At 67.3% G+C, this 22,018-nt stretch carries 21 protein-coding genes; 14 read left to right on the plus strand and 7 right to left on the minus strand.

The window, feature by feature from the left end; all coding sequences use genetic code 11:
* The 6 genes from ACE039_RS09100 to ACE039_RS09125 all read left to right on the plus strand — a co-directional run.
* Window positions 1-408, plus strand: a 408-nt coding sequence (locus ACE039_RS09100; protein WP_485822175.1) for a ferredoxin reductase domain-containing protein, incomplete at its 5' end; no start/stop codon positions are given.
* 55 nt (window positions 409-463) lie between these two features.
* Window positions 464-901, plus strand: a complete 438-nt coding sequence (locus ACE039_RS09105) for an Rrf2 family transcriptional regulator (RefSeq protein ID WP_448709084.1) — start codon at window positions 464-466, stop codon at window positions 899-901.
* Window positions 902-1,017: 116 nt separating this feature from the next.
* Window positions 1,018-2,265 (plus strand): D-amino acid dehydrogenase, encoded by a 1,248-nt coding sequence (locus ACE039_RS09110; RefSeq protein ID WP_485822176.1) that lies wholly within the window; start codon window positions 1,018-1,020, stop codon window positions 2,263-2,265.
* A 166-nt stretch (window positions 2,266-2,431) separates the two neighbouring features.
* Window positions 2,432-3,352 carry a DMT family transporter gene (locus ACE039_RS09115; protein WP_448709081.1) on the plus strand — a complete coding sequence of 307 codons (921 nt, stop codon included), beginning with the start codon at window positions 2,432-2,434 and terminating at the stop codon, window positions 3,350-3,352.
* Between the two features lie 101 nt (window positions 3,353-3,453).
* Complete coding sequence (locus ACE039_RS09120) at window positions 3,454-4,413, plus strand: proline dehydrogenase family protein (RefSeq protein ID WP_485822177.1); 960 nt, start codon at window positions 3,454-3,456, stop codon at window positions 4,411-4,413.
* 19 nt (window positions 4,414-4,432) lie between these two features.
* Entirely contained in the window at window positions 4,433-5,239 is an 807-nt protein-coding gene (locus ACE039_RS09125) for a helix-turn-helix transcriptional regulator (protein ID WP_485822178.1), read from the plus strand.
* Here the strand turns inward: ACE039_RS09125 and ACE039_RS09130 are convergent.
* A complete protein-coding gene (locus tag ACE039_RS09130; protein WP_485822179.1) occupies window positions 5,185-5,853 on the minus strand; it encodes a flavodoxin family protein in 669 nt (222 codons plus the stop codon). The genes ACE039_RS09125 and ACE039_RS09130 overlap by 55 nt on opposite strands.
* Before the next feature lie 122 nt (window positions 5,854-5,975).
* On the opposite strand from ACE039_RS09130, the gene ACE039_RS09135 reads away from it, so the two are divergent.
* A complete protein-coding gene (locus tag ACE039_RS09135; RefSeq protein WP_485822180.1) occupies window positions 5,976-6,860 on the plus strand; it encodes a LysR substrate-binding domain-containing protein in 885 nt (294 codons plus the stop codon).
* Here ACE039_RS09135 and ACE039_RS09140 read toward each other — a convergent pair.
* A complete protein-coding gene (locus tag ACE039_RS09140) occupies window positions 6,817-8,211 on the minus strand; it encodes an MFS transporter (protein WP_485822181.1) in 1,395 nt (464 codons plus the stop codon). The genes ACE039_RS09135 and ACE039_RS09140 overlap by 44 nt on opposite strands.
* Before the next feature lie 155 nt (window positions 8,212-8,366).
* On the opposite strand from ACE039_RS09140, the gene ACE039_RS09145 reads away from it, so the two are divergent.
* From ACE039_RS09145 to ACE039_RS09160, 4 genes are all read left to right on the plus strand, one after another.
* Window positions 8,367-9,287 carry a LysR substrate-binding domain-containing protein gene (locus ACE039_RS09145; RefSeq protein WP_485822182.1) on the plus strand — a complete coding sequence of 307 codons (921 nt, stop codon included), beginning with the start codon at window positions 8,367-8,369 and terminating at the stop codon, window positions 9,285-9,287.
* Window positions 9,271-10,176: a LysR family transcriptional regulator gene (locus ACE039_RS09150; RefSeq protein WP_485822183.1), complete on the plus strand. Its 906-nt coding sequence runs from the start codon at window positions 9,271-9,273 to the stop codon at window positions 10,174-10,176. Before ACE039_RS09145 ends, ACE039_RS09150 begins: the two co-directional genes overlap by 17 nt.
* Before the next feature lie 152 nt (window positions 10,177-10,328).
* Window positions 10,329-10,958 (plus strand): glutathione S-transferase family protein, encoded by a 630-nt coding sequence (locus tag ACE039_RS09155; protein WP_485822184.1) that lies wholly within the window; start codon window positions 10,329-10,331, stop codon window positions 10,956-10,958.
* A gap of 31 nt (window positions 10,959-10,989) precedes the next feature.
* Entirely contained in the window at window positions 10,990-11,991 is a 1,002-nt protein-coding gene (locus tag ACE039_RS09160; protein ID WP_485822185.1) for a pyridoxamine 5'-phosphate oxidase family protein, read from the plus strand.
* Here ACE039_RS09160 and ACE039_RS09165 read toward each other — a convergent pair.
* Window positions 11,988-12,443 (minus strand): winged helix-turn-helix transcriptional regulator, encoded by a 456-nt coding sequence (locus ACE039_RS09165; RefSeq protein ID WP_088590441.1) that lies wholly within the window; start codon window positions 12,441-12,443, stop codon window positions 11,988-11,990. The two genes, ACE039_RS09160 and ACE039_RS09165, sit on opposite strands and share 4 nt — an antisense overlap.
* A gap of 115 nt (window positions 12,444-12,558) precedes the next feature.
* Between ACE039_RS09165 and ACE039_RS09170 the strand changes: the two genes are divergently transcribed.
* Window positions 12,559-13,785: an MFS transporter gene (locus ACE039_RS09170; RefSeq protein WP_485822186.1), complete on the plus strand. Its 1,227-nt coding sequence runs from the start codon at window positions 12,559-12,561 to the stop codon at window positions 13,783-13,785.
* Between the two features lie 93 nt (window positions 13,786-13,878).
* On the opposite strand, the gene ACE039_RS09175 is transcribed toward ACE039_RS09170, so the two are convergent.
* Both ACE039_RS09175 and ACE039_RS09180 read right to left on the minus strand, forming a co-directional pair.
* On the minus strand, window positions 13,879-15,648 hold the full coding sequence (locus tag ACE039_RS09175; RefSeq protein ID WP_485822187.1) for an acyl-CoA dehydrogenase: 1,770 nt from the start codon (window positions 15,646-15,648) through the stop codon (window positions 13,879-13,881).
* Between the two features lie 40 nt (window positions 15,649-15,688).
* Window positions 15,689-17,371, minus strand: coding sequence for an acyl-CoA synthetase (locus ACE039_RS09180; protein WP_448711530.1), 1,683 nt, complete (start codon window positions 17,369-17,371; stop codon window positions 15,689-15,691).
* A gap of 174 nt (window positions 17,372-17,545) precedes the next feature.
* Between ACE039_RS09180 and ACE039_RS09185 the strand changes: the two genes are divergently transcribed.
* Window positions 17,546-18,256 (plus strand): Crp/Fnr family transcriptional regulator, encoded by a 711-nt coding sequence (locus ACE039_RS09185; RefSeq protein ID WP_448711519.1) that lies wholly within the window; start codon window positions 17,546-17,548, stop codon window positions 18,254-18,256.
* A gap of 6 nt (window positions 18,257-18,262) precedes the next feature.
* On the opposite strand, the gene ACE039_RS09190 is transcribed toward ACE039_RS09185, so the two are convergent.
* Both ACE039_RS09190 and ACE039_RS09195 read right to left on the minus strand, forming a co-directional pair.
* Entirely contained in the window at window positions 18,263-18,967 is a 705-nt protein-coding gene (locus ACE039_RS09190) for an aspartate/glutamate racemase family protein (protein WP_485822188.1), read from the minus strand.
* On the minus strand, window positions 18,964-19,422 hold the full coding sequence (locus ACE039_RS09195) for a MarR family winged helix-turn-helix transcriptional regulator (protein WP_105558918.1): 459 nt from the start codon (window positions 19,420-19,422) through the stop codon (window positions 18,964-18,966). Before ACE039_RS09195 ends, ACE039_RS09190 begins: the two co-directional genes overlap by 4 nt.
* Before the next feature lie 232 nt (window positions 19,423-19,654).
* Here ACE039_RS09195 and ACE039_RS09200 point away from each other — a divergent pair, with 232 nt between their 5' ends.
* Window positions 19,655-21,940: a nitric-oxide reductase large subunit gene (locus tag ACE039_RS09200; protein ID WP_485822189.1), complete on the plus strand. Its 2,286-nt coding sequence runs from the start codon at window positions 19,655-19,657 to the stop codon at window positions 21,938-21,940.
* Window positions 21,941-22,018: the final 78 nt, after the last annotated feature.

Here is a 22,018-nt window from a genome sequence, read left to right on the forward strand (position 1 = left end):
GTGCTGCTCAGTGGCGGCGTTGGCCTGACGCCGATGGTGTCGATCCTGAACCATCTGGTCCGCAACAACGATGAGCGCCAGATCCGCTTCGTGCACGGCTGTCGCAACCGGTCGGTGCATGCCATGAAAGACCACGTCAACCGCATCGCCGCCGAGCGCGGCAACGTGCGCAAGGCTGTGTTCTATGAAGAAATCGGCCACGATGATGAACCGGGGCGCGACTACGATCACGCCGGCCGCCTGGACTTGCGCGCCATCCGCGATGACGTCATCGTGCCCGGCGCCGACTACTACCTGTGCGGACCCGCGCCGTTCATGCTGGCTCAGCGCGAAGTACTGCTGGCGCTAGGCGTGGGGCCTGACCGCATCCATGCCGAAGCTTTCGGCACCGGCGGCGCGCCGGCCTGACGGTGTATCCTGGCGGCCTGATCCGCCTGGGCCGCCAGGCACCCGTCTTCCTCCTATGCAACTGACCCGATTCACCGACTTCGGCCTGCGCGTCTTGATGTATCTGACGCAATGCCGCGACCGGCACGCCGCCGTCACCATCCCGGAGATCGCCGGACGCTTCGACGTGTCCCGCAATCACCTGGTCAAGGTGGTGCACTTCATGGCGCAGCGGGAATGGGTCAACACCACGCGCGGCAAGGGCGGGGGCCTGAATCTGGCCCGGCCAGCTTCCGAATACCGGGTGGGCGACCTGATCCGCGAACTTGAACAGCAGGGGCCTTTGATCGATTGCCGCGAACCGCCCTGTGCCCTGGACGGCTCCTGCCGCCTGTCCGGCGTGCTGGCGCAAACCCTGAACGCCTTCTACGACGCCCTTAACGCCTACACGCTGGCTGACCTGGTGCGAGACCCTACCGCCGCGGCCATCATCAAGCTGCACCGCGCCGCCTGACGCGGGGCATGACGTTTTGTTATGGATGCTGCCCGCTTTGGCATTTGCCGCGCGGGCGCTGCACGTTCCAGAATAGCGGCGTGGGGGCATAAACCCTTTTTTTTTAGGACTCGGGCATGCGCGTTTGCGTAATTGGTGCGGGCGTTGTTGGCGTGACCTCCGCTTATTTCCTGGCGCGCCAAGGGCACGATGTGGTGTTGGTGGACAGCCAGGCGCGCCCGGCGGAAGTGTCCAGCTACGCCAACGGCGGCCAGCTCAGTTATAGCTATGTGGCGCCGTTGGCCGGCCCGGGCGTATTGCCCAACGTGCCCGGCTGGTTGTTGCGCCAGGATTCGCCACTGCGTTTCCGGCCTCGGCTGGACCTGCATCAATGGCGTTGGTGCCTGCAGTTCGCGCTGGCGTGCCGCGCGTCGGTCGCTCGGGCGTCCACGGCCCAGTTGCTGGGCCTGTCCTACTTGAGCCGCGACGTCATGCATACCTTGCTGGCGCAGGAAGACCTGGATTTTGGCCATTTGAAGAACGGCAAGCTGATTGCCTACCGCAGCGCCGCCTTGCTGGACAAGGCGCGCGCGCTGGTGGCGTACCAGGCGGGGCACGGCGCCGACCAGCAAGTGCTGGACGCCGCGCAGACGCTGGCCATGGAGCCGGCGCTGGCCGCCATGGGTGACAAGCTGGCCGGCGCGATCTACACCCCCAGCGAAGAGGCGGGCGACTGCCGCCAGTTCACCGAGGCGTTGTTCGACCGCCTGCAGGCATTGGGCAATGTGGAATGCGCCATGTCCAATCCGGTGTCCGGCCTGCAACGCGAAGGCCGGCGCATCGTCGCGGTGAACACCCGCGAGGGCGACATCGGCGCCGACGCGGTCGTGCTGGCCACCGGTGTCGGCACGCGCGCCTTGCTCAAGCCGTTGGGCCACGACGTGCCCTTGTATCCGTTAAAGGGCTACAGCCTGAGCGTGCCGCTATCCGCCGACGACGCCGTCGCGCCGCACATCAGCGTGACCGACTATGAACGGCGCATCGTCTACGCCCGCGTGGGCGGCGTGCTGCGGATCGCGGCCATGGTCGATATCGGCAGCGCCAACGCCGATATCGAACCGGCGCGCGTGGCATTGTTGAAGCGGCAGGTGCACGAGGCCTTTCCGGCATTGGACTTGCGCCAGGCCGTGCCTTGGGCCGGCCTGCGTCCCGCCACGCCGACGGGCAAGCCGCTGATCGGGCGCAGCGGCGCGGCCGACAACCTGTGGCTGAACATCGGCCAGGGGGCGCTGGGATTCACGTTGGCCTGCGGTAGCGCGGCATTGCTGACCGCGCAGATGGCGGGCCTGGAACTGCCGCTGGACCCCGCGCCTTTCCGCCCGTGATGCTTGCGCCGGGATAGGCGGATATGTCCATTTTGCGATAGCTGCTGCCTTTTCATCGGCAGACGGACCTTCGCGCGCTCAATAGGATAGCGATTGTTCCCCCGCCACGCGCCTTGACGGCATGGGGGCGGGCGGGACCCGATCCCTTTCTGCGAGCGCATTCATCATGTCCTTTCTGTTCCCCTTGTTCGCCATCTTGTTCTGGGCGGGCAATGTCATCGTGTCCAAATTGGCGGCCAGCGCCATCTCTCCCACCGCGATCACGTTCTATCGCCTGGTGCTGGCCCTGTTCCTGATGGGGCTGTTCACGGCCCGCCCTGCGTGGCGCAACCGCAAGACCATCTTGCGGCACTGGCCCAAGCTGGCGCTTTATGGCGCCTTGTCGTCGGCGGTGTTTCAGGCGCTGTCCTACCGCGCGGCGGAAACCACCACCGCCACCAACATGGCCATTCTGACGGCGTTGATCCCCCTGCTGAGCATGCTGCTCAGCGTCGTCATCTTGCGCGACCCCCTTACGCTGGGCATGGCCGCGGGCGGGGTGATGTCGTTCCTGGGGCTGCTGTACCTGGTGGGGCAGGGCGACATGCTCAGCGTGTTCCAGCACGGCATCCATGCAGGCGATGGGCTGATGCTGCTGGCCGGCTTGTCGTATGCGTTGTACGGAGTGCTGCTGCGCTACTGGAAGGTGCCGGTTCCCGCCTGGCAGTCCACCTTCGTGCAGTCGATTTTCGCGCTGCTGTACATGCTGCCTCTGTACCTGCGCGTGCCGGCGGCGCAGGCCGCGCTGGACGTGAAGACCATTCCCCTGATTCTCTATGCCGGCATTTTCTCGTCGGTGTTGCTGTCCTATCTGTGGATCGAAGGCGTGCATCGCCTGGGGCCCAACCGTTGCAGCATTTTCATCAACCTGCTGCCGCTGTTCACGGCGCTGGCGGCATTCGTCATGCTGCGCGAGCAGTTGCACGCGTATCACCTGCTGGGCGGGGCAGTAACGCTGGCGGGTGTGCTGATGGCCCAGACGGTGCAGCGTCCGTTGATGCGCCGGGCGCCCGCCGCGCCGTTCACCGCCGCCGCCGCCAAGCGCTAGCAAGCCGGTTCACTGCGGTTCAAGCTGGCGCGCCCGTTCACGGGCGTTCAATACAAGCGCTTCCCGCTGCGCGATAGTGCGGCTCTTTAGCGGGAGCGCTCATGAGCCTTTTCCAGAGAACCACCATTGCCCTGGCGCGCAGCCCGATGATGGGCCGCGCGATGCGGGCGATGGCGGCCCGGTCGTCACTGGCCAGCCGCTTCGTCGGCGGCCCGGATGTGGATGCCGCGGTCGGGACCGCCTTGCGGCTACGCGAAGCGCACGGCATCCGCGCCTCGCTCTTCTATCTGGGCGAGTACGTGGCGGATCCGGCCGCCATCGAACACAACGTCACGCAATCCATTGCCGCCTGCGAGGCGCTGGGCAGGGCGGGGCTGGACGTGCATGTGTCCGTGGACCCCACCGCCATCGGCTACATGGACAGCGACGCGCGGGGCGAAGCGAACGCGCGGCGCATCGGCGCGGCGGTGTCGCGGGCCGCGGGTGGTGGGCAGGATTGGGTGGTGCTGGACATGGAAGATTCCGGCATCCGGGATCGCACGTGCGGATTGCATCGCGGCTTGCTGGAAGCGGGCTTGCCCGCTGGCCTGACCCTGCAGGCGCGGCGCCGGCGCACGCCGGAAGACCTGCATTGGGCGATTCGGCAGCGGACCTCGCTGCGCCTGGTGAAAGGCGCTTTCCCGGAGCGCGAACTGGACCACGACGGTCGCGCGCGCATCGACCAGGCGTACCTGGACGCGGCCTCCATCATGTTGTCGCCCGAGGCGCGCAAGGCGGGCTTTCTACCCGTCTTCGGCACGCACGACGACCGTTTGGCCGGCGCGATCATGACGATGGCACGTGAGCGCGGCTGGGCGCCGGACGGTTTTGAATTCGAAATGCTCTATGGCGTGCGGCCCGATTGGCAGCTGGCCCTGCGCGGCTTGGGCTATAACGTCAGGGTCTATCTTCCGTTTGGCGGCGACTGGTGGCCGTATGCCATCCGCCGGGTGGGGGAAAATCCCCGTAACGCGTGGCTGCTGGCCCGCTCCCTGGGTTCGGACGGGAGCTACTTCAGCTAGCCGCAAGGGCTTGTACACCATGGCGGTTTCTCAACATATCTGGCATTGCGGCGCGGGCTTGCCCGCCGACGTGCTGATCGCGGATCTTCGCGCGTATCGCTATGCGCCGCACTTCCACGATGCGTGGTCCATCGGTGCGATCGAACACGGCAATTGCGCGTTCACCGTGCATGGCCAGGCGCATGCGGCCGGCGAGGGCGACCTGGTGGTGATCGCGCCCGGCCAGGTCCATACCGGGGGCACCTCGGCCACGCCGTTGGCGTACCGCATGGCGTACATCGACGCCCAGTGGTTCGACGACCATGCGCGTGCCTTGTTTGCCGACGGGGCCCGATTGCCGGGGGCTGTCATCACCGCGCCCGGCCTTTGCGCGCAATGGCTGGCCGCGCTGGCACCGGACCCGATGCCGGATGCGGCCCGGCGCCAACGCCTTTCCGCCGCGTTGTTCGGGCTGTTGGCCGAGCACGCCGAAACCGGCGACCCGGCGCGGGCCGACGTGCCCGACGTCTGCACGCTGCTGCGCGAGCGCATGGCCGCCGATCCGTCCTGCGCGCCTGACCTGGAAGCGCTGGCGCAGGCGCAGGATCGCCACCGCACGACGCTCGTCAAACAGTTTGCCCGTCGCTACGGCCTGCCGCCGCAAGCCTGGTTGCGCAATTGGCGAGTGGCGCGCGCGCGGACGCTGTTGCGCGACGGCTTGCCGTTGGCGCAGGCCGCCCAGGCGGTGGGGTTCGCGGATCAGGCGCATCTGACCCGCGTGTTCAAGCAGGTCTACGGCAGCACGCCCGGCGTGCTGCAAAGGGCTGGCGCGTCCCATACATTGTGAGCGCGGGGCGTCTCGATCCGGTAGTCGGAGTACTTCTGCGTGAAAAATGCGGCGCCCAGCCGCTCTGCCGCCAGTAGCGGCTGGCGGGGATCCGCCGCGACTTCACCGCGCCGATTGCCGGCGCCATGCACATAGCCCACAAAGTCGGAATGGGTGTAGCGCGCGTACTCCTGCACCTGGTGCACGATGCCCAGCGCCGCGCCGGGATAGGTCTCTTCGGACGCGACCGTCAGGCCCAGCCGCTTGCCGGTCATCGCGGCCTTGACCCGTTCCGGTTCGGGGCCCGAGCCGGCGTAATGGGTGAACGACCGGTCGAAGAACGCTTTGGCCTGTGCGGACATGCCATACCAATAGACCGGCGTGCAGAGCAGAAGGCCGTCGGCCGGCAGAAAATGTTCCAGGAACAGTTCGGCGTAGCGATCCGCGGGCGGCGAGCCGCGCCGCAGGTCGGGCAGGAAGCCCTGAATGTAGTCGTCCAGGAACAGCAGGGTGGTGAAGATGCCCGCCGCATCGGCGCCACGTTGCGCGGCCGCTGCCAGCGCGGCGCTGTTGCCGTCGCGCCGGGGGCTGCCCACCAGGATGAGCAGCTTGTGCTTGTGGTGATTTGAATTCATGCCTTGTCCTCGGGGTTCGGGGGTTTCTTTGTAGGAAAGAGCAACTGTAGGCATGCACGAACCCGGCGACAAATGACGATTCCTTGGCTAAGATGAATTAATTTCATGTGTTGGCCACATCCATGTTTGCTTCCCTTCCCGTCACGGCGCTGCGGACCTTCGAGGCGGCGGCCAGGCTGCGCAGCTTCAAGTCCGCCGCGGCCGAGCTTGCGGTGACACCCACCGCGGTGTCGCATCAGATCAAGGCGTTGGAACGGCAGGCAGGGGTCGCGCTGTTCGATCGCGTGCCGCGCGGCGTGCGGCTGACCGATGCCGGTGCGCGCCTGTTCGTCAGCGTGCATGGCGCATTGCTGGATATCGCCCAGACGCTGGATGCCTTGCGGCCGGCGCCCGCGTCTGGCGCGCTGACGGTTTCCACCACGCATTCCTTCGCGGCGCTGTGGTTGGTGCCCCGCCTGGGGCGCTTCTACGATGCCTATCCGCAATACCAGTTGCGCTTGAATGCTGGCGCGGATCCCGTGGACTTGCTGCAGGACGCCAGCGTGGACGTCGCGATCCGGTACAGCCCGCGCGCCTATCCCGCCCTGCACGCCGCCTGCCGGTTGCCGGAATGGTTCAGCGTGTACGGCGCGCCCGCGCTCGTCGCGCAAGCCGGAAAGCGCGCGCCAGCGCTGGTGACGGTGCGCTGGCGGGATTCGCAACTGTATGACCAAGGTTGGCAGGCCTGGTGCGAAGCGGCGCGCTTGCCGTCGTGGCGCAAACCGGCGGCGGTGCATGCCTATACCGAAGAGCATTACGCCCTGCAGGCGGCCATCGCGGGGCAGGGCCTGGTGCTGGCCAGTTCCGTCATGGTGTCGGACAGCGTGGGGGCGGGCACGCTGGCGGCGTATCGTCCTGACGTGCGCGTGGCCGGGTCCGCCTATACCGCGCTGTGCGCGCCGGGCCGCGAACGCCATCCGCCCGTCAAGGCGTTCCTGGACTGGTTGAGCCGCGAGTTCCAGGCATAGCGCGGCCGGTCGTGTCCAGCGAGCCTGGCGTGGACTTCGGCATGGATTTGGGCACGGACTTCGGCAGCAGCGGCAGCGCAGCCAGCATGCACAACCCGGCGATCACCCAGGTGGCTGGCCAGGAGCTTGCGGCAACCACGTGGGGGATCGCCAGCGGCGTCAGGAACAGGCCCAGGTAGACGCAGCTGTTGGCCATGCCCAGCGCCGTGCCTGCACGGGTCGCGCCGGCCAATGTCGCCAACTCGGTATAGGCCACGCCGTGCCAGGCGGATGCGCAGATGCCCGCCGCGGCAAGCAGGCTGGCCGCGGCCAGCACCGCGCCGGGGACGGCCGGTGCGCCTTCGACGCCCCACGCCGTCGCGCCCAATGCCGCGAACAGCAGGCAGCTCAGCCAGGCGCAGCGGCGCAGAAACCCGCGCCGGTCGCCACGGCGGTCCGTCCAACGGCCGCTGGCGATTCTTGCCACCATGGCACCCAATTGCACGGCCACCATCACCATCGTCAACGTGCCGATGCCGGCGTGGCTGAAGTCGTGCAGAAATACCGTGGCGAACGTCAGTACCGCGAATTGCGGGCAGCACATGATGCCGATGGCGACAGCGGCCCGCCAGACGCGGCCGTCCCGCAGCGGGGAGGCGGCCTCCCGCGCCGGAGCGGTGGTGGCGGACGCCGCCGACGAATCGGATTGAGCCATTCCGGCAATCCGGGCCGGCGCCGCCCGGACGCGCTCCGGCTCACGCAGCCACACCGCTGCCAGCGCGGCGGCCAGGCCGCACATCACGCTCAGCGCGCCGAATACGGCGCCAAAACCCGCGTGCGCCGCCAGCCATGGCAGCAGCAGGGCGCCCAGGCCTCCGCCCAACGGCACGGCGGTTTGCCGGATGCTCATGGCCAGCCCGCGTTCCCCTTCGTCGAACCAGGCCATCACCGCCCGTCCGCTAGCGCCGTTGACGCTGCCGCCCAGGATCCCGACCAGCACCAGGCCCGGCGCCAGCAGCCACAGCGCGGGCACGCCATTGACGGTGGGCGAGGCGAACCCGCTCATCCAGGCCAGCGCCGCCGCGGTGGCGCCCAAGCCGGTGAGCAGCACCGGCCGGTCGCCCCAGCGATCGGTCAGCAGGCCCCAGGGCAATTCGAACAGGGCCACGCCCAGCCCCAGCAGGCCCAGCGCCAGGCCCAATTGGTCGTTGTCCAGCTGGTAACCCGACCGCATGAACACCGCCGTCGTGGGCAGGCCGGCCGCCGCCGCGGAGAAGGCGGCATTGGCGGCAACGCCCACCGCCAGCACCTTCCAGCGATGGGAGGGCCGTTGCGCATCGGCCGTTGAAGCGTGGGAGAGAGGCGGGATCATGCAGGGCTCCGAAAGCGCCAAAAAAAGGCATAAAGAAGGGGCGACAAGGGGTCAACCCAGGCGTCAAAGAAATCGACCCGGCCAGTCTGCGCTTCTGCTATCGTTCTGAAAATCAGGAAATATTGTTTGAACAGTTCAAAAATTCAGGACTATTAATGCGACCGGTCACCTTCGATCTGGACGTGTTGCGCAGCTTTGTCGCGGGCGTCGACCTGGGTAGTTTCGGGCGCGCCGCGGACCGGCTGGGGCGCTCCACGTCGGCCATCAGCGCCCAATTGAAGAAGCTGGAAGAGCAGGCGGGCGTGCCTTTGCTTCGCAAGGAAGGCCGCGGCCTGGCGCTGACCGAGGCGGGCGAAACGATGCTGGCCTACGCCCGCCGGCTGCTGGCCCTGAACGACCAGGCTTCGCGCGCCGTGCGCGGCGCCGAACTGCAAGGGCGCGTCCGCCTGGGCTTGCAGGAAGACTTCGGCGAAATGCTGTTGCCGCAGGTGCTGGGCCAGTTCGCCAGGGCGCATCCCAAGGTCAGGATCGAAGCGCGCGTCGGGCGCAATGCCGATCTGCTGGAACGCGTCGCGCTGGGGCAACTGGACCTGGCGCTGGCCTGGGACCACGACGCGCGCGTGCCGCATGGCCAGCGGCTGCTGGAGCTTCCGATGTGCTGGATCGGGCCGGCGGCGCCCGTCGCGTCCCTGTTCCACGACGACGGCGATCTGCCGCTTGTGGCCTTCGAGGCGCCGTGCCTGTTTCGAGATGGCGCGACCCAGGCGCTGGACCGTGCGGATCAGCCCTGGCTGGCGGCTTTCACCAGCCCCAGCCTGGCGGGCTTGTGGGCGGCCGTTACCGCGGGCTTGGGGCTGGCGGTGCGTACGCCGTTGGGCTTGCCCCCCACCGTCCGCGCGCTGACGCCGGGCGAATACGGTTTGCCGGCCCTCCCGTCAATCGCGCTTTCGCTGTATTGGGCCCAGGCGCAGCCCGACCCCGTGGCCGCCGCGCTGGGCGATATCGTGCGGCAGTGCATTCATGACAGCGCCCCGCGCGCGTTGGCCGGAGATACTCGCCGTGAATCGATTCCATGAAATGACCGTGTTCCTGGCGGTGGCCGAGGCGCAGGGCTTTGCAGCGGCCGCCCGGCGGCTCGGGATGTCCGCGCCCACCGTGACGCGCAGCGTCGCGGCGCTGGAACGCCGTCTGGGCGCGCTGCTGCTGGTTCGCACCACGCGCAGCTTGCGCCTGACCGAAGCCGGCGAGCGCTACGCCGCCGACTGCCGCCGCATTCTTGACGAGGTGGAACAGGCCGACGATGCCGCCGCCGGCGTGATGGCGGCGCCGCGCGGCGCGCTCAGCATCACCGCACCGGCCTTCTTCGGCGAGCTGCATGTAATGCCGGTCGTGCTGGGCTATCTGCGGGCGCACCGCGACGTATCGGTGCGCACTTTGCTGGTGGACCGCGTCGTGAACCTGCTGGACGAAGGCGTCGATGTCGCCGTGCGCATCGGCGCCTTGCCGGATTCAAGCCTGACCGCGGTGCCGGTGGGGCACGTGCGCCGCGTGGTGTGCGCCGCGCCGGATTTTCTGCGCCAACACGGCGCGCCCAAGGACTTGGACGCGTTGCCGCGTTTTTGCACGATCACCGCGGCCATGGAAGGGCGCGGCGTGCAATGGCGCTTCCAGCAAGACGGCCAGCCCCGGCGGGTGAACGTGGATTCGCAGTTGACGGTCACGTCGTTCCAGGCGGCGGTGTTGGCCGCCTGCGAAGGCTGGGGGCTGACACAAGTGGTGTCGTATCAGGTGGCCCGGCATCTGGCCAGCGGCGCCTTGCAGGTGGTGCTGCGCGACTTCGAACTGCCCCCGTTGCCGGTGCACGTGGTGTACCCCGAGGGCCGGAAAAGCTCGGCCAAGGTGCGCAGTTTCGTCGAGTTCTGCGTGCAGGCCCTGCGTAGCGACCTGGCCGCGCTACCGGCCTGACGCGCCGGGATCTTCCGCACCCCCGTCACCTTTTCGGGACGACCCCAGCGTTTCTTTCACCGCGCGCAAGAGTGTCTTGCGGCGGCTGGCTGTTCTCGCCCGGCGCATGCAGGATCAAGATGGAGCCACGATTCACCCTCTTGAGAACTTCCATGACGACCGCTCCGTTGACCTTCTACAGCTTTCCCTTGTCCGGCCACGCGCACCGCGTCGCCCTGATGCTGTCCCTGCTTGACGTGCCGCACCGCCGCGTCGATGTGGACCTGCGTCAGAAAGAACAGAAGCGTCCTGAATTCCTGGCCATGAACGCGTTCGGCCAAGTGCCGGTGATCGACGACAACGGTCTCGTGCTGGCGGATTCCAATGCCATCCTCGTCTATCTGGCCAAGCGCCATGGCGGTGGGGCCTGGCTGCCCGAGGATCCCGCAGGCGCGGCCCGCGTGCAACGCTGGTTGTCGGTGGCCGCGGGCCCCTTGGCAAGCGGCCCGGCCGCGGCCCGGCTGGTGACGGTCTTCGGCGCGTCTTTCGATGTCGAGGCCACGCTGGCGCGTGCGCATGCCTTGCTGTCCGTCATGGACGGCGAGCTTGCGCAGCACGAATACCTGGCAGGCAACGCGCCGACCATCGCGGACGTGGCCTGCTATACCTACGTGGCCCATGCGCCGGAAGGCAACGTGTCGCTGGCGGACTATCCGCATGTGCGCGCCTGGCTGGCCCGCATCGAAAGCCTGCCGCGCTTCGTGCCGATGGCCAGCACGGCCGCGGGTCTGGTAGCCGCCTGAACACCGGCGCCATGTCGGCAAGGAGCACGTCATGAACGTTTCTGATTTTGTTCTCGATTCGCCGCCCTGGCACGCAGGCGAGCGGCTGCTGCAAGCCCGCGCGGGCGTGGCAGACCGCATGGCGCAAATCGGCCCCAAGGTCGTGCGCGACTATATGCCGGACCAGCACCGCGAGTTCTTCGCCCAATTGCCTTTCCTGGTGATGGGCACGGTGGATGAGCAGGGCGATCCGTGGGCGGGCGTGCTGGAAGGGTTGCCGGGATTTGCGGTGTCGCCCGACGCGCGGACCCTGCGCGTGGCGGCCATGCCGGATGCCGACGATCCGCTGCTTGCCGGCCTGGGCCCGGACAAGGCTGTCGGCCTGTTGGGAATCGAACTGCATACCCGGCGCCGCAACCGCATGAATGGCCGGGTCGCGGCCTGGGACGGCAAGCGCTTCGATGTCGCCGTGGCGCAATCGTTCGGCAATTGCCCGCAATACATCCAGTCGCGGGATTTCCATTTTTCGCGCGCGCCGTCATTGCGCTTTCCTGGCGCGGCACGCGTGCGCGATGGGCTGGACGACGCGGCGCGCGCATTGATCTCGGCCTCTGATACGTTTTTTGTCGCAAGCTATGTCGACGCCGACGCGCGCGGCGGCCGCGCGGTGGACGTGTCGCATCGCGGCGGCAAACCCGGCTTCGTGCGCGTCGACGGCAACGTGCTGACGATTCCCGACTTCTCGGGCAACCGTTTCTTCAACACGCTGGGTAATCTGGCGGCGAATCCGCGCGCGGGTCTGGTCTTCATCGATTTCGCGCGTGGCGACATCCTGCAACTGTCGGGGCGGGCGGAAGTGATCCTTGATAGTCCCGAGATCGATGCCTTCGCCGGGGCAGAGCGCCTGTGGCGCGTGGACGTGCGCCGCGCGGTGTGGCGGCCGGGGGCGCTCGCGCTGCGCTGGACGTTCGATGCGTATTCGCCGACGGCGCTGGCCACGGGGCAGTGGCCGGCGGCCGATGCCGATTCGTCGGGGCAGGCGCCCGGGCCCTAAGCGCCAGGCGTGGTCTTTTGCACCACGGTGTCTTCCGGGTCCAGCAGCCGCCCGTCCTGTGCGCGGATCTCCAGCCGGCGCACCGTTTGGCCGCGCTTGCGGTCGATCAGCGTGGAGTGCGCTTCCGCGGGAGCGTAGTAGTGGTCTTCGCCCCACTGGCGCAAGCCCACGATCACCGGAAACAGGGCGCGGCCCTTTTCCGTCAGCACGTATTCCTGGTAGGCGCTGCCGTCCGATGCGGGGACGGCGGTAAGAATGCCGTGGGCGACCAGCGTGCGCAGCCGGTCGCTGAGGATGTTCTTGGCCACCCCCAGGCTCTTCTGGAATTCGCCGAAGCGCCGCAAACCGTCGAACGCGTCGCGCACGATCAACAGCGACCACCAGTCGCCAATCGCGTCTAACGAGCGGGCCACCGGGCAGGCGGCGCCTTCAAGGCTGGTGCGTTTGACCATGTCGGGCCCTTTCAACAAGAGGATGGCGATGACGGCGGATCGAACTTAATGGTTGCATTATAAAACCTTAAGATCTAGCATTCTGGTTTCGTAATAAAACCATATTGGAAATCCGATGCCTTCCCTATCCGGCGCCTCCGAACGCGATGCCGCGGCGCCGATGCCGACATGGCTGGTGATGCTGCTGGCGGTGGCCTGCGCGCTGAGCGTGGCCAACGTGTATTACGCGCAGCCCTTGCTGGACGCCATCGGACGCGAATTCATGCTGGACGATAGCGCCGTGGGTATCGTCATCGGCGCCACCCAGCTTGGGTGCGCACTGGCCTTGCTGTTCGTCGTGCCGCTTGGCGATCTGCTGGACCGGCGCCGGCTGATGATCGGGCAGTTGGGGCTGCTGGTACTGGCGCTAGGCGCCGTGGCGTTGGCGGGCAACACGCCGTGGCTGCTGGCGGGCATGGTGGCGTTGGGCCTGCTGGGCACCGCGATGACGCAGGGCTTGCTGGCCTTGTCCGCCGCACTGGCGGCGCCGGCGGAACGTGGCCGTGTCGTGGGCGCCGCGCAGGGCGGGGTGGTCATCGGCCTGCTGTTGGCGCGGACGGTGGCCGGGCTGGTCGCGGACGCGTGGGGATGGCGCGCGGTGTATCTCGTGTCGGCGGCGCTGGCCGCCTTGCTGGCCTGGGTGCTGATGCGCCGCTTGCCGCAACGCCGTTTGCCCGTGGCGAACCTGTCGTACTGGGCGCTGCTGCGGTCGTTGTATGCGCTGTTGGCAACAGAACCCGTGTTGCGCGTGCGCGGCATGATCGCGCTGCTGATGTTCGCGGCGATCAGCGCGTTCTGGACGGCGCTGGTGTTGCCGCTGGCCGCGCCGCCGTATTCCCTGTCGCACACGGCCATCGGCGCGTTCGGGCTGGTGGGCGTGTTGGGCGTGCTGATGGCGGCGCGCGCCGGCCGGTGGGCGGACCGCGGGCTGGGCCAGCGCACCACTGCGGCCGGCTTGTTGCTGTTGTGCCTGGCGTGGGCGCCCATCGCCATGCTCGACCAAAGCCTGTGGGCGCTGGCGCTGGGCGTATTGATCCTGGACATGGGGCTGCAAGCGCTGCACGTGACCAACCAGACGATGATCTTCAGCATCAGCGCGCAGGCGCATAGCCGCCTGGTCGGGGCCTACATGATGTTCTACGCGGTCGGCAGCGGGCTGGGGGCCATCGCGTCGACGGCGACTTACGCGCGGGCGGGGTGGCTTGGCGTCTGCGTGCTGGGCGCCGGCATCAGCGTGGCGGCGCTGCTGTTTTGGGCGGTGACGTTGCCGCGCAAGACGGCGGCAGCGGCGCTGCGGTGCTGAAACGGCGGTCCCGCAAGCCCTGCGCGCCAATGCGAAAGACCGCGAAATCGCGGTCTTTCGGTCTGGCGCCTACCGGTACGGGTACGGATACGTTTACGGCTGGATGTCGTAGTCCTTGGCGCCCAGCACCACGGCGGCCAGGCCTGGCGCCTGCGTCAGTTTGTGCAGCGCATAGCACTGGACCGTGGCGATCTTGGCCTGGTGGAACTCCGGGTCTTCATGCTGGCGGTCCAGGCTGACGAGCAGCGCGCGCGCCATCTGCCAGCCGGCCAGGGTGGTGCCGGCCAGCAGCAGGTAGGGCACCGCCGAACCGAACACGGCGTTCGGGGCGCTGGCGGCGTTGGCCAGCACGAAGTCCACCACATTCCCCAACGCCAGACGTGCCTGGCGCAACGGCTTCAGCACCAGGGTGGCGGCCGGTTCGCTGCGCGATTCCAATTCCGCTTCCGTTTGGCGGACGGCTTCCAGCAGGGCTTGAGCCACGGCGCCGCCGTCACGAAGCGTCTTGCGGCCGACCAGGTCATTGGCCTGGATGGCGGTCGTGCCTTCGTAGATGGTCAGGATGCGGGCGTCGCGGTAGTACTGGGCCGCGCCAGTTTCTTCGATGAAGCCCATGCCGCCATGTACCTGCACGCCCAGGCTGGTCACGTCGATGGACATTTCGGTGCACCAGCCCTTGACGATGGGCACCAGGAATTCCTGGACGGCCAGATGGCGTCGGCGCGCGTCGGGATCGGGGTTGGCGTGCGCCTGGTCGGCATGGCCGGCGGTGACGTAGGCCAGCGCGCGGCCGGCCTCCGTCAAGGCGCGCATGGTGCCGAGCATGCGGCGCACGTCGGGATGCTGGATGATGGCCACGGCCTCGCGCGAAGATCCGTCCACCGGGCGGCTCTGCACGCGTTCGGCGGCATAGGCCAGCGCGTGCTGATAGGCGCGATCGGCAATGGCGATGCCCTGCACGCCCACGGCATAGCGGGCGGCGTTCATCATGATGAACATGGCGTCCAGCCCACGGTTCTCCTGGCCGACCAGATACCCCAGCGCGCCGCCTTCGTCGCCGAACTGCAAGGTGGCGGTGGGGCTGGCCTTGATGCCCAGCTTGTGTTCGATGGACACGCAGGCGACGTCGTTGCGGGCGCCCAGCGAGCCGTCTTCGTTCACCAGGAACTTGGGCACCAGGAAGAGCGAAATGCCCTTGACGCCTTCGGGCGCGTCGGGCAACCGGGCCAGCACCAGGTGCAGGATGTTCTCGGTCAGGTCGTGATCGCCGTAGGTGATGAAGATCTTGGTGCCCGACAGGCGGTAGGTGCCGTCGCCCACCGGTTGCGCGCGGGTGCGGATCATGGCCAGGTCCGAGCCCGCCTGCGGCTCGGTCAGGTTCATCGTGCCGGTCCATTGGCCCGAGATCATGGGGCCGATGAAGCGCTTTTTCAGCTCGGGCGATCCGGCCGTCAGCAGCGCCTCGATGGCGCCATTGGTCAGCAGCGGGCACAACGCGAACGACAGGTTCGCGGCATTCAGCATTTCGGAACACGGCGAACCGATCAGGCCGGGCAGGCCCTGGCCGCCATACTCCACCGGATGCGACATGCCCTGCCAGCCGGCTTCCGTGTATTGGCGGAAAGCCTCCTTGAAACCGGGCGAGGTGGTGACGGCGCCGTCGTGCCAGGCGCTGGGCTCGCGGTCGGCGGGGTGGTTCAGCGGCGCCAGGACGTCGGCGGTGAAGTGGGCGGATTCTTCCAGCACCGCCTGGGCGGTGTCGGGCGTGGCCTCCTCGAAACCGGGCAGGGCGGCAACTTGCGGCAGTCCGGCCAGATGGTTCAACACGAACAGCATGTCTTTCACGGGGGCTTGGTACGTCATGGCGTCGGAGCTCCTGGATAGGGTTGTACGGGGCCGGCGTTCAGCCGGCCTGATCGGGTTTGGAACCGGGTTTGGCGTCCGGTGCCGGGCCGGGCTCGGCGACGTCGATGGCCCGGGTCGCGCCCACCGCGGCGCGCAGTTCGAATTTCTGGATCTTGCCGGTGGAGGTCTTGGGCAACTCGCCGAAGCGCACGGCGCGAGGCACCTTGAAGCCCGGCAGCAGCAGCTTGCAATGCGCGATGATGGCTTCGGCGGTGGCGGTGCAGCCGGGCTTGAGTTCGACGAAGGCGCAGGGCGTTTCGCCCCATTTGGGATCCGGCATGGCCACCACCGCCACGGCCGCGACGGCGGGGTGGCGGTACAGCGCGTCTTCGACCTCGATGCTGGAGATGTTCTCGCCGCCCGAGATGATGATGTCCTTGCTGCGGTCTTTGATGCGGACGTAGCCGTCGGCGGTCATCACGCCCAGGTCGCCGGTATGGAACCAGCCTCCCGCGAAGGCGTCGTCGGTGGCGCGCTCGTTCTTCAGGTACCCCTTCATGCAGATGTTGCCGCGGAACATGATCTCGCCCACGGTCTGCTCATCGGCGGGCACCTCTTGCATTGTGTCGGGGTCGCGCACTGAAATGCCGGCCTGCAAGTGGTAGCGCACCCCCTGGCGAGCCGTCAGCAGGGCGCGGCGCTCGTCGTCCAGCGCGTCCCAGGCGTCCTGGCGGGCGCAGACCGCGGCCGGCCCGTAGACTTCCGTCAGTCCGTACACATGGGTCAGTTCAAAGCCGATGTCGCGCATCTTGGCGATGACGGCGGGCGCGGGGGCGGCGCCCGCCACCATGGTGCGCACGGTATGCGTGATGCCGGCGCGCATCTCGGCCGGCGCATTGGCCAGCGCGCTTTGCACGATGGGCGCGCCGCAGTAGTGGGTAACGCCTTCGTCGCGGATCAGGTCGAACACGGTCTTGGGGTCGAACTTGCGCAGGCACACGTTCACGCCGGCCCGGGCGGCGACGGTCCAGGGGAAGCACCAGCCATTGCAGTGGAACATCGGCAGGGTCCACAGATAGACCGCGTGCTTGGGCATGTCCCATTCAAGGATGTTGCTGACCGCGTTGAGGTAGGCCCCGCGGTAGTGGTAGACCACGCCCTTGGGGTCGCCGGTGGTGCCGGACGTGTAGTTCAGCGCGATGGCGTCCCACTCGTCGGCGGGCGGCTGCCAGTCGTAGCGGGCCGGGGCGCCGGCCAGGAAGGCCTCGTAGTCGGTGGCGCCCGGCAGGGTGGCGGGCGCGCCGTCCAGGTCGTGCACGGAAATAATCTTCAGATGCGGGAATTCGGCGCGCGCGCGCTGGGCGACGTCGGCGTACTCGGTGTCGACGATCAGTGCGCGGGCTTCGCCGTGGCCCAGCATGAACAGCACACTGGGCGCGTCCAGCCGGGTGTTCAGCGTGTTGAGCACGGCGCCCAGCATGGGCACGCCGAAATGCGCTTCGACCATGGCCGGGATGTTGGGCAGCATCACCGCGACGGTGTCGCCGCGGCGGATGCCGGCCTGCGACAGCGCGTTCGCCAGCCGCTGAGCGCGTTCATACGTCTGCGCCCAGGTGCGCCGGACCTTGCCGTGCACCACGGCCAGACGGTGGCCGTAGACCTCCGCCGCCCGCGCAATGAAATCCACGGGGGTCAAGGCTTCGTAGTTGGCGTCGCGGCGCGTCAGGCCGTGGTCGAACATGCTGCTGCTCATGCGTTGTCTCCGGGCGGGGCGCAGGGGGCCCCTTATCTATTTTCGGGAACGTTGATTCCCGTCGCTTGCGCCAGCTTAGGACGGGCCGGAAAATACTGTCTGTCGCCTGCATGACAGACCGCCGGCCGACCCGCGAAATCCAAGTTTTACACGGTTCTGCCCATGTCCGATGTTTCAAACACTGTTTCCGCCACCGAACTGTCCCCGCTGTTCCAGGCATGCGCCTGGTTCGGTGCGCTGGACGCCCGCCACCAGGACCTGGTGCTGGCGACGTCGCGCGCCGAACACGTGGCCAGCGGTGCGTGGATCGCGCGGCGCAATGCGCCGTCGGACTACTGGCTGGGCGTGCACGCCGGCCTGTTGAAACTGGCGATCTACAACGAGTCGGGACGCAGTTGCACGTTCTCGGGCGTGCCGCCGGGCGGGTGGTTCGGCGAAGGCAGCGTCATCAAGCGCGAACTTCGCAAGTACGACGTGGTGGCGATCCAGCCGTCACTGGTGATGGAGGTGCCGGCGGCCACGTTCCATGCGCTGTTGTCGGCCAGCCTGCCGTTTTCTCACTTCGTGATCGGCCAGTTGAATGACCGCATGGGCGAATTCATCGCGTCCATCCAGAACCACCGGTTGCTGGATGCGGATGCGCGCGTGGCGCAGTCCCTTGCCCAATTGTTCAATCCGCAGCTGTATCCGTCCACGGATCTGACGCTGGCCATTTCGCAGGAAGAACTGGGCTTTTTGACCGGCCTGTCGCGCCAGCGGGTCAACCAGGCGTTGCAGGCGCTGGCCGACCTGGGGATGCTTGCGCTGGCGTACAACCAGATCAAGGTACTTAGCCTGGATCGCCTGAGGCAATACGGGCGGGATCAGATCTGAAAAGACCTAGCCGTGCTGTAGCGCGCGGGTCAGGGCGGCGCGGGCCAGGATACGGGTGGAATCCAGCGTGGGCAGGCAGGAATTGCCGTCGTTCAGCACCAGCGGAAGTTCGGTGCAGCCCAGCACCACGGCATCGCAGCCGGCGTCTTGCAGCGTCGCGATGATGCGGGCAAGCCGCGCCCCGGATTCGGGCTTGAACACGCCGTACACCAGCTCGTCCATGATGATGCGGGCGAGCGTCGTCCGGTCTTCCTGGCTGGGGCGCACGGCCGCAAGCCCCAGCGCGCCCAGCTTGTCGGGGTAGACGTTGCTGTCCACCAGCCAGCGGGTGCCCAGGATGCCGACGCGCCGGTAACCGCGCGCTGCCGCCTCGGCAGCGACGGTTTCGGCGATGTGCAGCCAGGGCAGCGGCGACTGCGGCAGCACATGCGCCAACGCCTGGTGGATGGTGTTGTCCGGGCAGATCAGGAAGTCCGCGCCCGCACGCGCCAGTTTGTCCGCCGACGACCGCATCAGCGCGCCCACCCCCGGCAGATCCCCTTGGTCCAGGCATGCCACATAGTCCGCCAGGGAATGCGTGTGCAGCGAGATTTCAGGGTGGGCGTGCGGCCCCATGCGCTGCGCGCCTTCGGCGCACAACGTGCGGTAGCACAGCGCCGCGCCCTCGGCGGAGCAGGCGACGATACCGATGTGTAGCGGCGGGGTGTTCATTCGGAAGGGGCCTTGTTCAAGGCACGCACGTGGCGGGCGATGTGGCGGAAGCTCTCGGCCATCGCCGCCTGTTGCGGCGCGGGCAATTGCGACAGGAAGAGCTCGTCGATAGCGGGTCCGTACACCTTCCACATCTGGAGCCGCAGAGCGCGGCCCTTGGGCGTCAGCCGGGCATAGGTGGCCCGACGGTCTTCGTCCGACCGGAACCGTTCCACCAGGCCCGCGGCTTCGATGCGGTCCATCAGGCGCGTCAGGTTGTAGCGCGCGATCACCATGCGTTCCGCCATTTCGAACATGCGCGCCGTACCGTCGGGCGCGCGTTCCAGCGCCCACAAGGCGTCGTACCACGCCAGTGGCGGCAGGTCGGCGGCCGATAGCCGCTTTTCTATTTCCTCCACCACCAGCGCATGCGCGGTCAGAAAGAGGCTCCACGCGTCGGGCTTGCCCGTGGCCATGCGGTCGATTCCTTTGAGTTGAAAGACAGGGGTGCAGCGGACGATTGTAGAAGGCGGGCCCCGACGTGTCAGGGTAGAAAGAACCTATTGGTAGTGATTTATACCCTTTCTGGTTCGGGTCATAACTACCGTCCAGATTTCAAGCGGTTGATTTGACGCCGTTTTTTCCTGGCACGGAATTCGCAAGGGAGGACACACCCCACTAACCGCAACACTGGAGGGCGTTCCCATCATGGGTCCGTATCGGAAATTATGGTTCACCTTGATCGCCGTCGTGGCGATCACCTTCGCACTGCTTGGCTTTTATGGCGGCGAGGTCTACCGGCAGGCACCCCCGATCCCGGGCACGGTCGCCACCGCGGACGGCACGCGTCTGTTCGGTCGCGACGACATCCTGGACGGCCAGACCGCCTGGCAATCCGTGGGGGGCATGCAGTTGGGTTCGGTCTGGGGGCACGGCGCCTATCAGGCGCCGGACTGGACGGCCGACTGGCTCCACCGCGAATTGACCGCATGGCTGGATCTGGCCGCGCGCGATGAACATGGCCAGGCCTACGCGCAATTGGCGCCCGCCGCGCAGGCGGCCCTGCGCGAAACGCTGAAGGCCGAATACCGGTCCAACCGCAGCGACGCCGCCACCGATACGCTGACCGTCAGCCCGCGCCGGGCGCGCGCCATTGCCCAGACCGCGGCCTACTACGACCAGCTGTTTTCCGATGCGCCCGCGCTGCACACAAGCCGCGAGAGCTTCGCGATGAAGGAAAACACCTTGCCCGACGCGGCGCGCCGAACGCAGCTGACCCAGTTCTTTTTCTGGACGGCATGGGCGGCGGCAACCGAGCGGGAAGGAAAATCCGTCACCTACACCAACAACTGGCCGCACGAGCCGCTGATCGGCAACCAGCCCAGCGCCGAAAACGTCATGTGGTCCATCATCAGCGTCGTGGTGCTGTTGGCGGGCATCGGCCTGCTGGTCTGGGCGTGGGCCTTCTTGCGGGGCAAAGAGGAAGACGAACCCAAGGCCCCCGAACGCGATCCGCTGACCACGTTCGCGTTGACCCCGTCGCAGCGCGCCCTGGGCAAGTACCTGTTCCTGGTCGTGGCGCTGTTTGGCTTCCAGGTGTTGTTGGGCGGCTTCACGGCGCACTACACGGTCGAAGGCCAGAAGTTCTACGGCATCGACGTGTCGCAGTGGTTCCCGTATTCCCTGGTGCGCACATGGCACATCCAGAGCGCCTTGTTCTGGATCGCCACCGGCTTCCTGGCCGTGGGGCTGTTCCTGGCGCCGCTGATCAATGGCGGGCGTGATCCAAAGTTCCAGAAGGCGGGCGTCGACATCCTGTTCTGGGCCTTGGTGCTGGTGGTTGCCGGGTCGTTCACCGGCAACTATCTGGCGATTGCGCAGATCATGCCGCCCGAGCTGAATTTCTGGCTGGGCCATCAGGGTTACGAATACGTGGACCTGGGCCGGCTGTGGCAGATCGGCAAGTTCGCCGGCATCTGCTTCTGGCTGGTGCTGATGCTGCGCGGCATCGTGCCCGCCTTGCGCAAGCCCGGCGGCGACAAGAACCTGCTGGCGCTGCTGACCGCCTCTGTCGGTGCGATCGGCCTGTTTTACGGCGCAGGCTTCTTCTACGGCGAACGCACGCACCTGACGGTGATGGAGTACTGGCGCTGGTGGATCGTGCATCTGTGGGTCGAGGGCTTCTTTGAAGTGTTCGCGACCACGGCGCTGGCGTTCATTTTCTCGACGCTGGGGCTGGTGTCGCGCCGCATGGCGACGACGGCCAGCCTGGCCTCGGCGTCGCTGTTCATGCTGGGCGGCATCCCGGGTACCTTCCATCACCTGTATTTCGCGGGGACCACCACGCCCGTGATGGCGGTAGGCGCTAGCTTTTCGGCGCTGGAAGTGGTGCCGCTGATCGTGCTGGGTCACGAGGCCTGGGAAAACTGGCGCCTGAAAACGCGCGCCCCGTGGATGGCCGACTTGAAGTGGCCGTTGATGTGCTTCGTGGCCGTGGCCTTCTGGAACATGCTGGGCGCGGGCGTCTTCGGCTTCATGATCAATCCGCCGATCTCGCTTTACTACATCCAGGGCTTGAACACGACGCCCGTGCACGCGCACGCAGCACTTTTTGGCGTCTATGGATTCCTGGCGCTGGGGTTCACGCTGCTGGTGCTGCGCTACATCCGTCCGCAATACGCGCTTAGCCCAGGCTTGATGAAACTGGCGTTCTGGGGCTTGAACATCGGCCTGGCGCTGATGATCTTCACCAGCCTGCTGCCGATCGGATTGATCCAGTTCCATGCCAGCGTCAGCGAAGGGCTGTGGTTTGCCCGCAGCGAAGCCTTCATGCAGCAAGACCTGCTGAAGACACTGCGCTGGGGCCGGACGTTTGGCGACGTGGTGTTCCTGCTGGGCGCGCTGGCGATGGTGCTGCAGGTGATCCTGGGGCTGTTGAGCGCCAGACCCGCGCTGGCCGAACCGCGCCTGCAAACCAGGACGGCACGGGGGTAGGGCAGCGGCCCCCGCGTTTGCGCCAGCGCAACGTCGCGGGGCCCGTCCGCCGGTTCAATGGAGACTTGCCCGCGCCGG

The organism is Achromobacter maghribensis, from assembly GCF_057334215.1.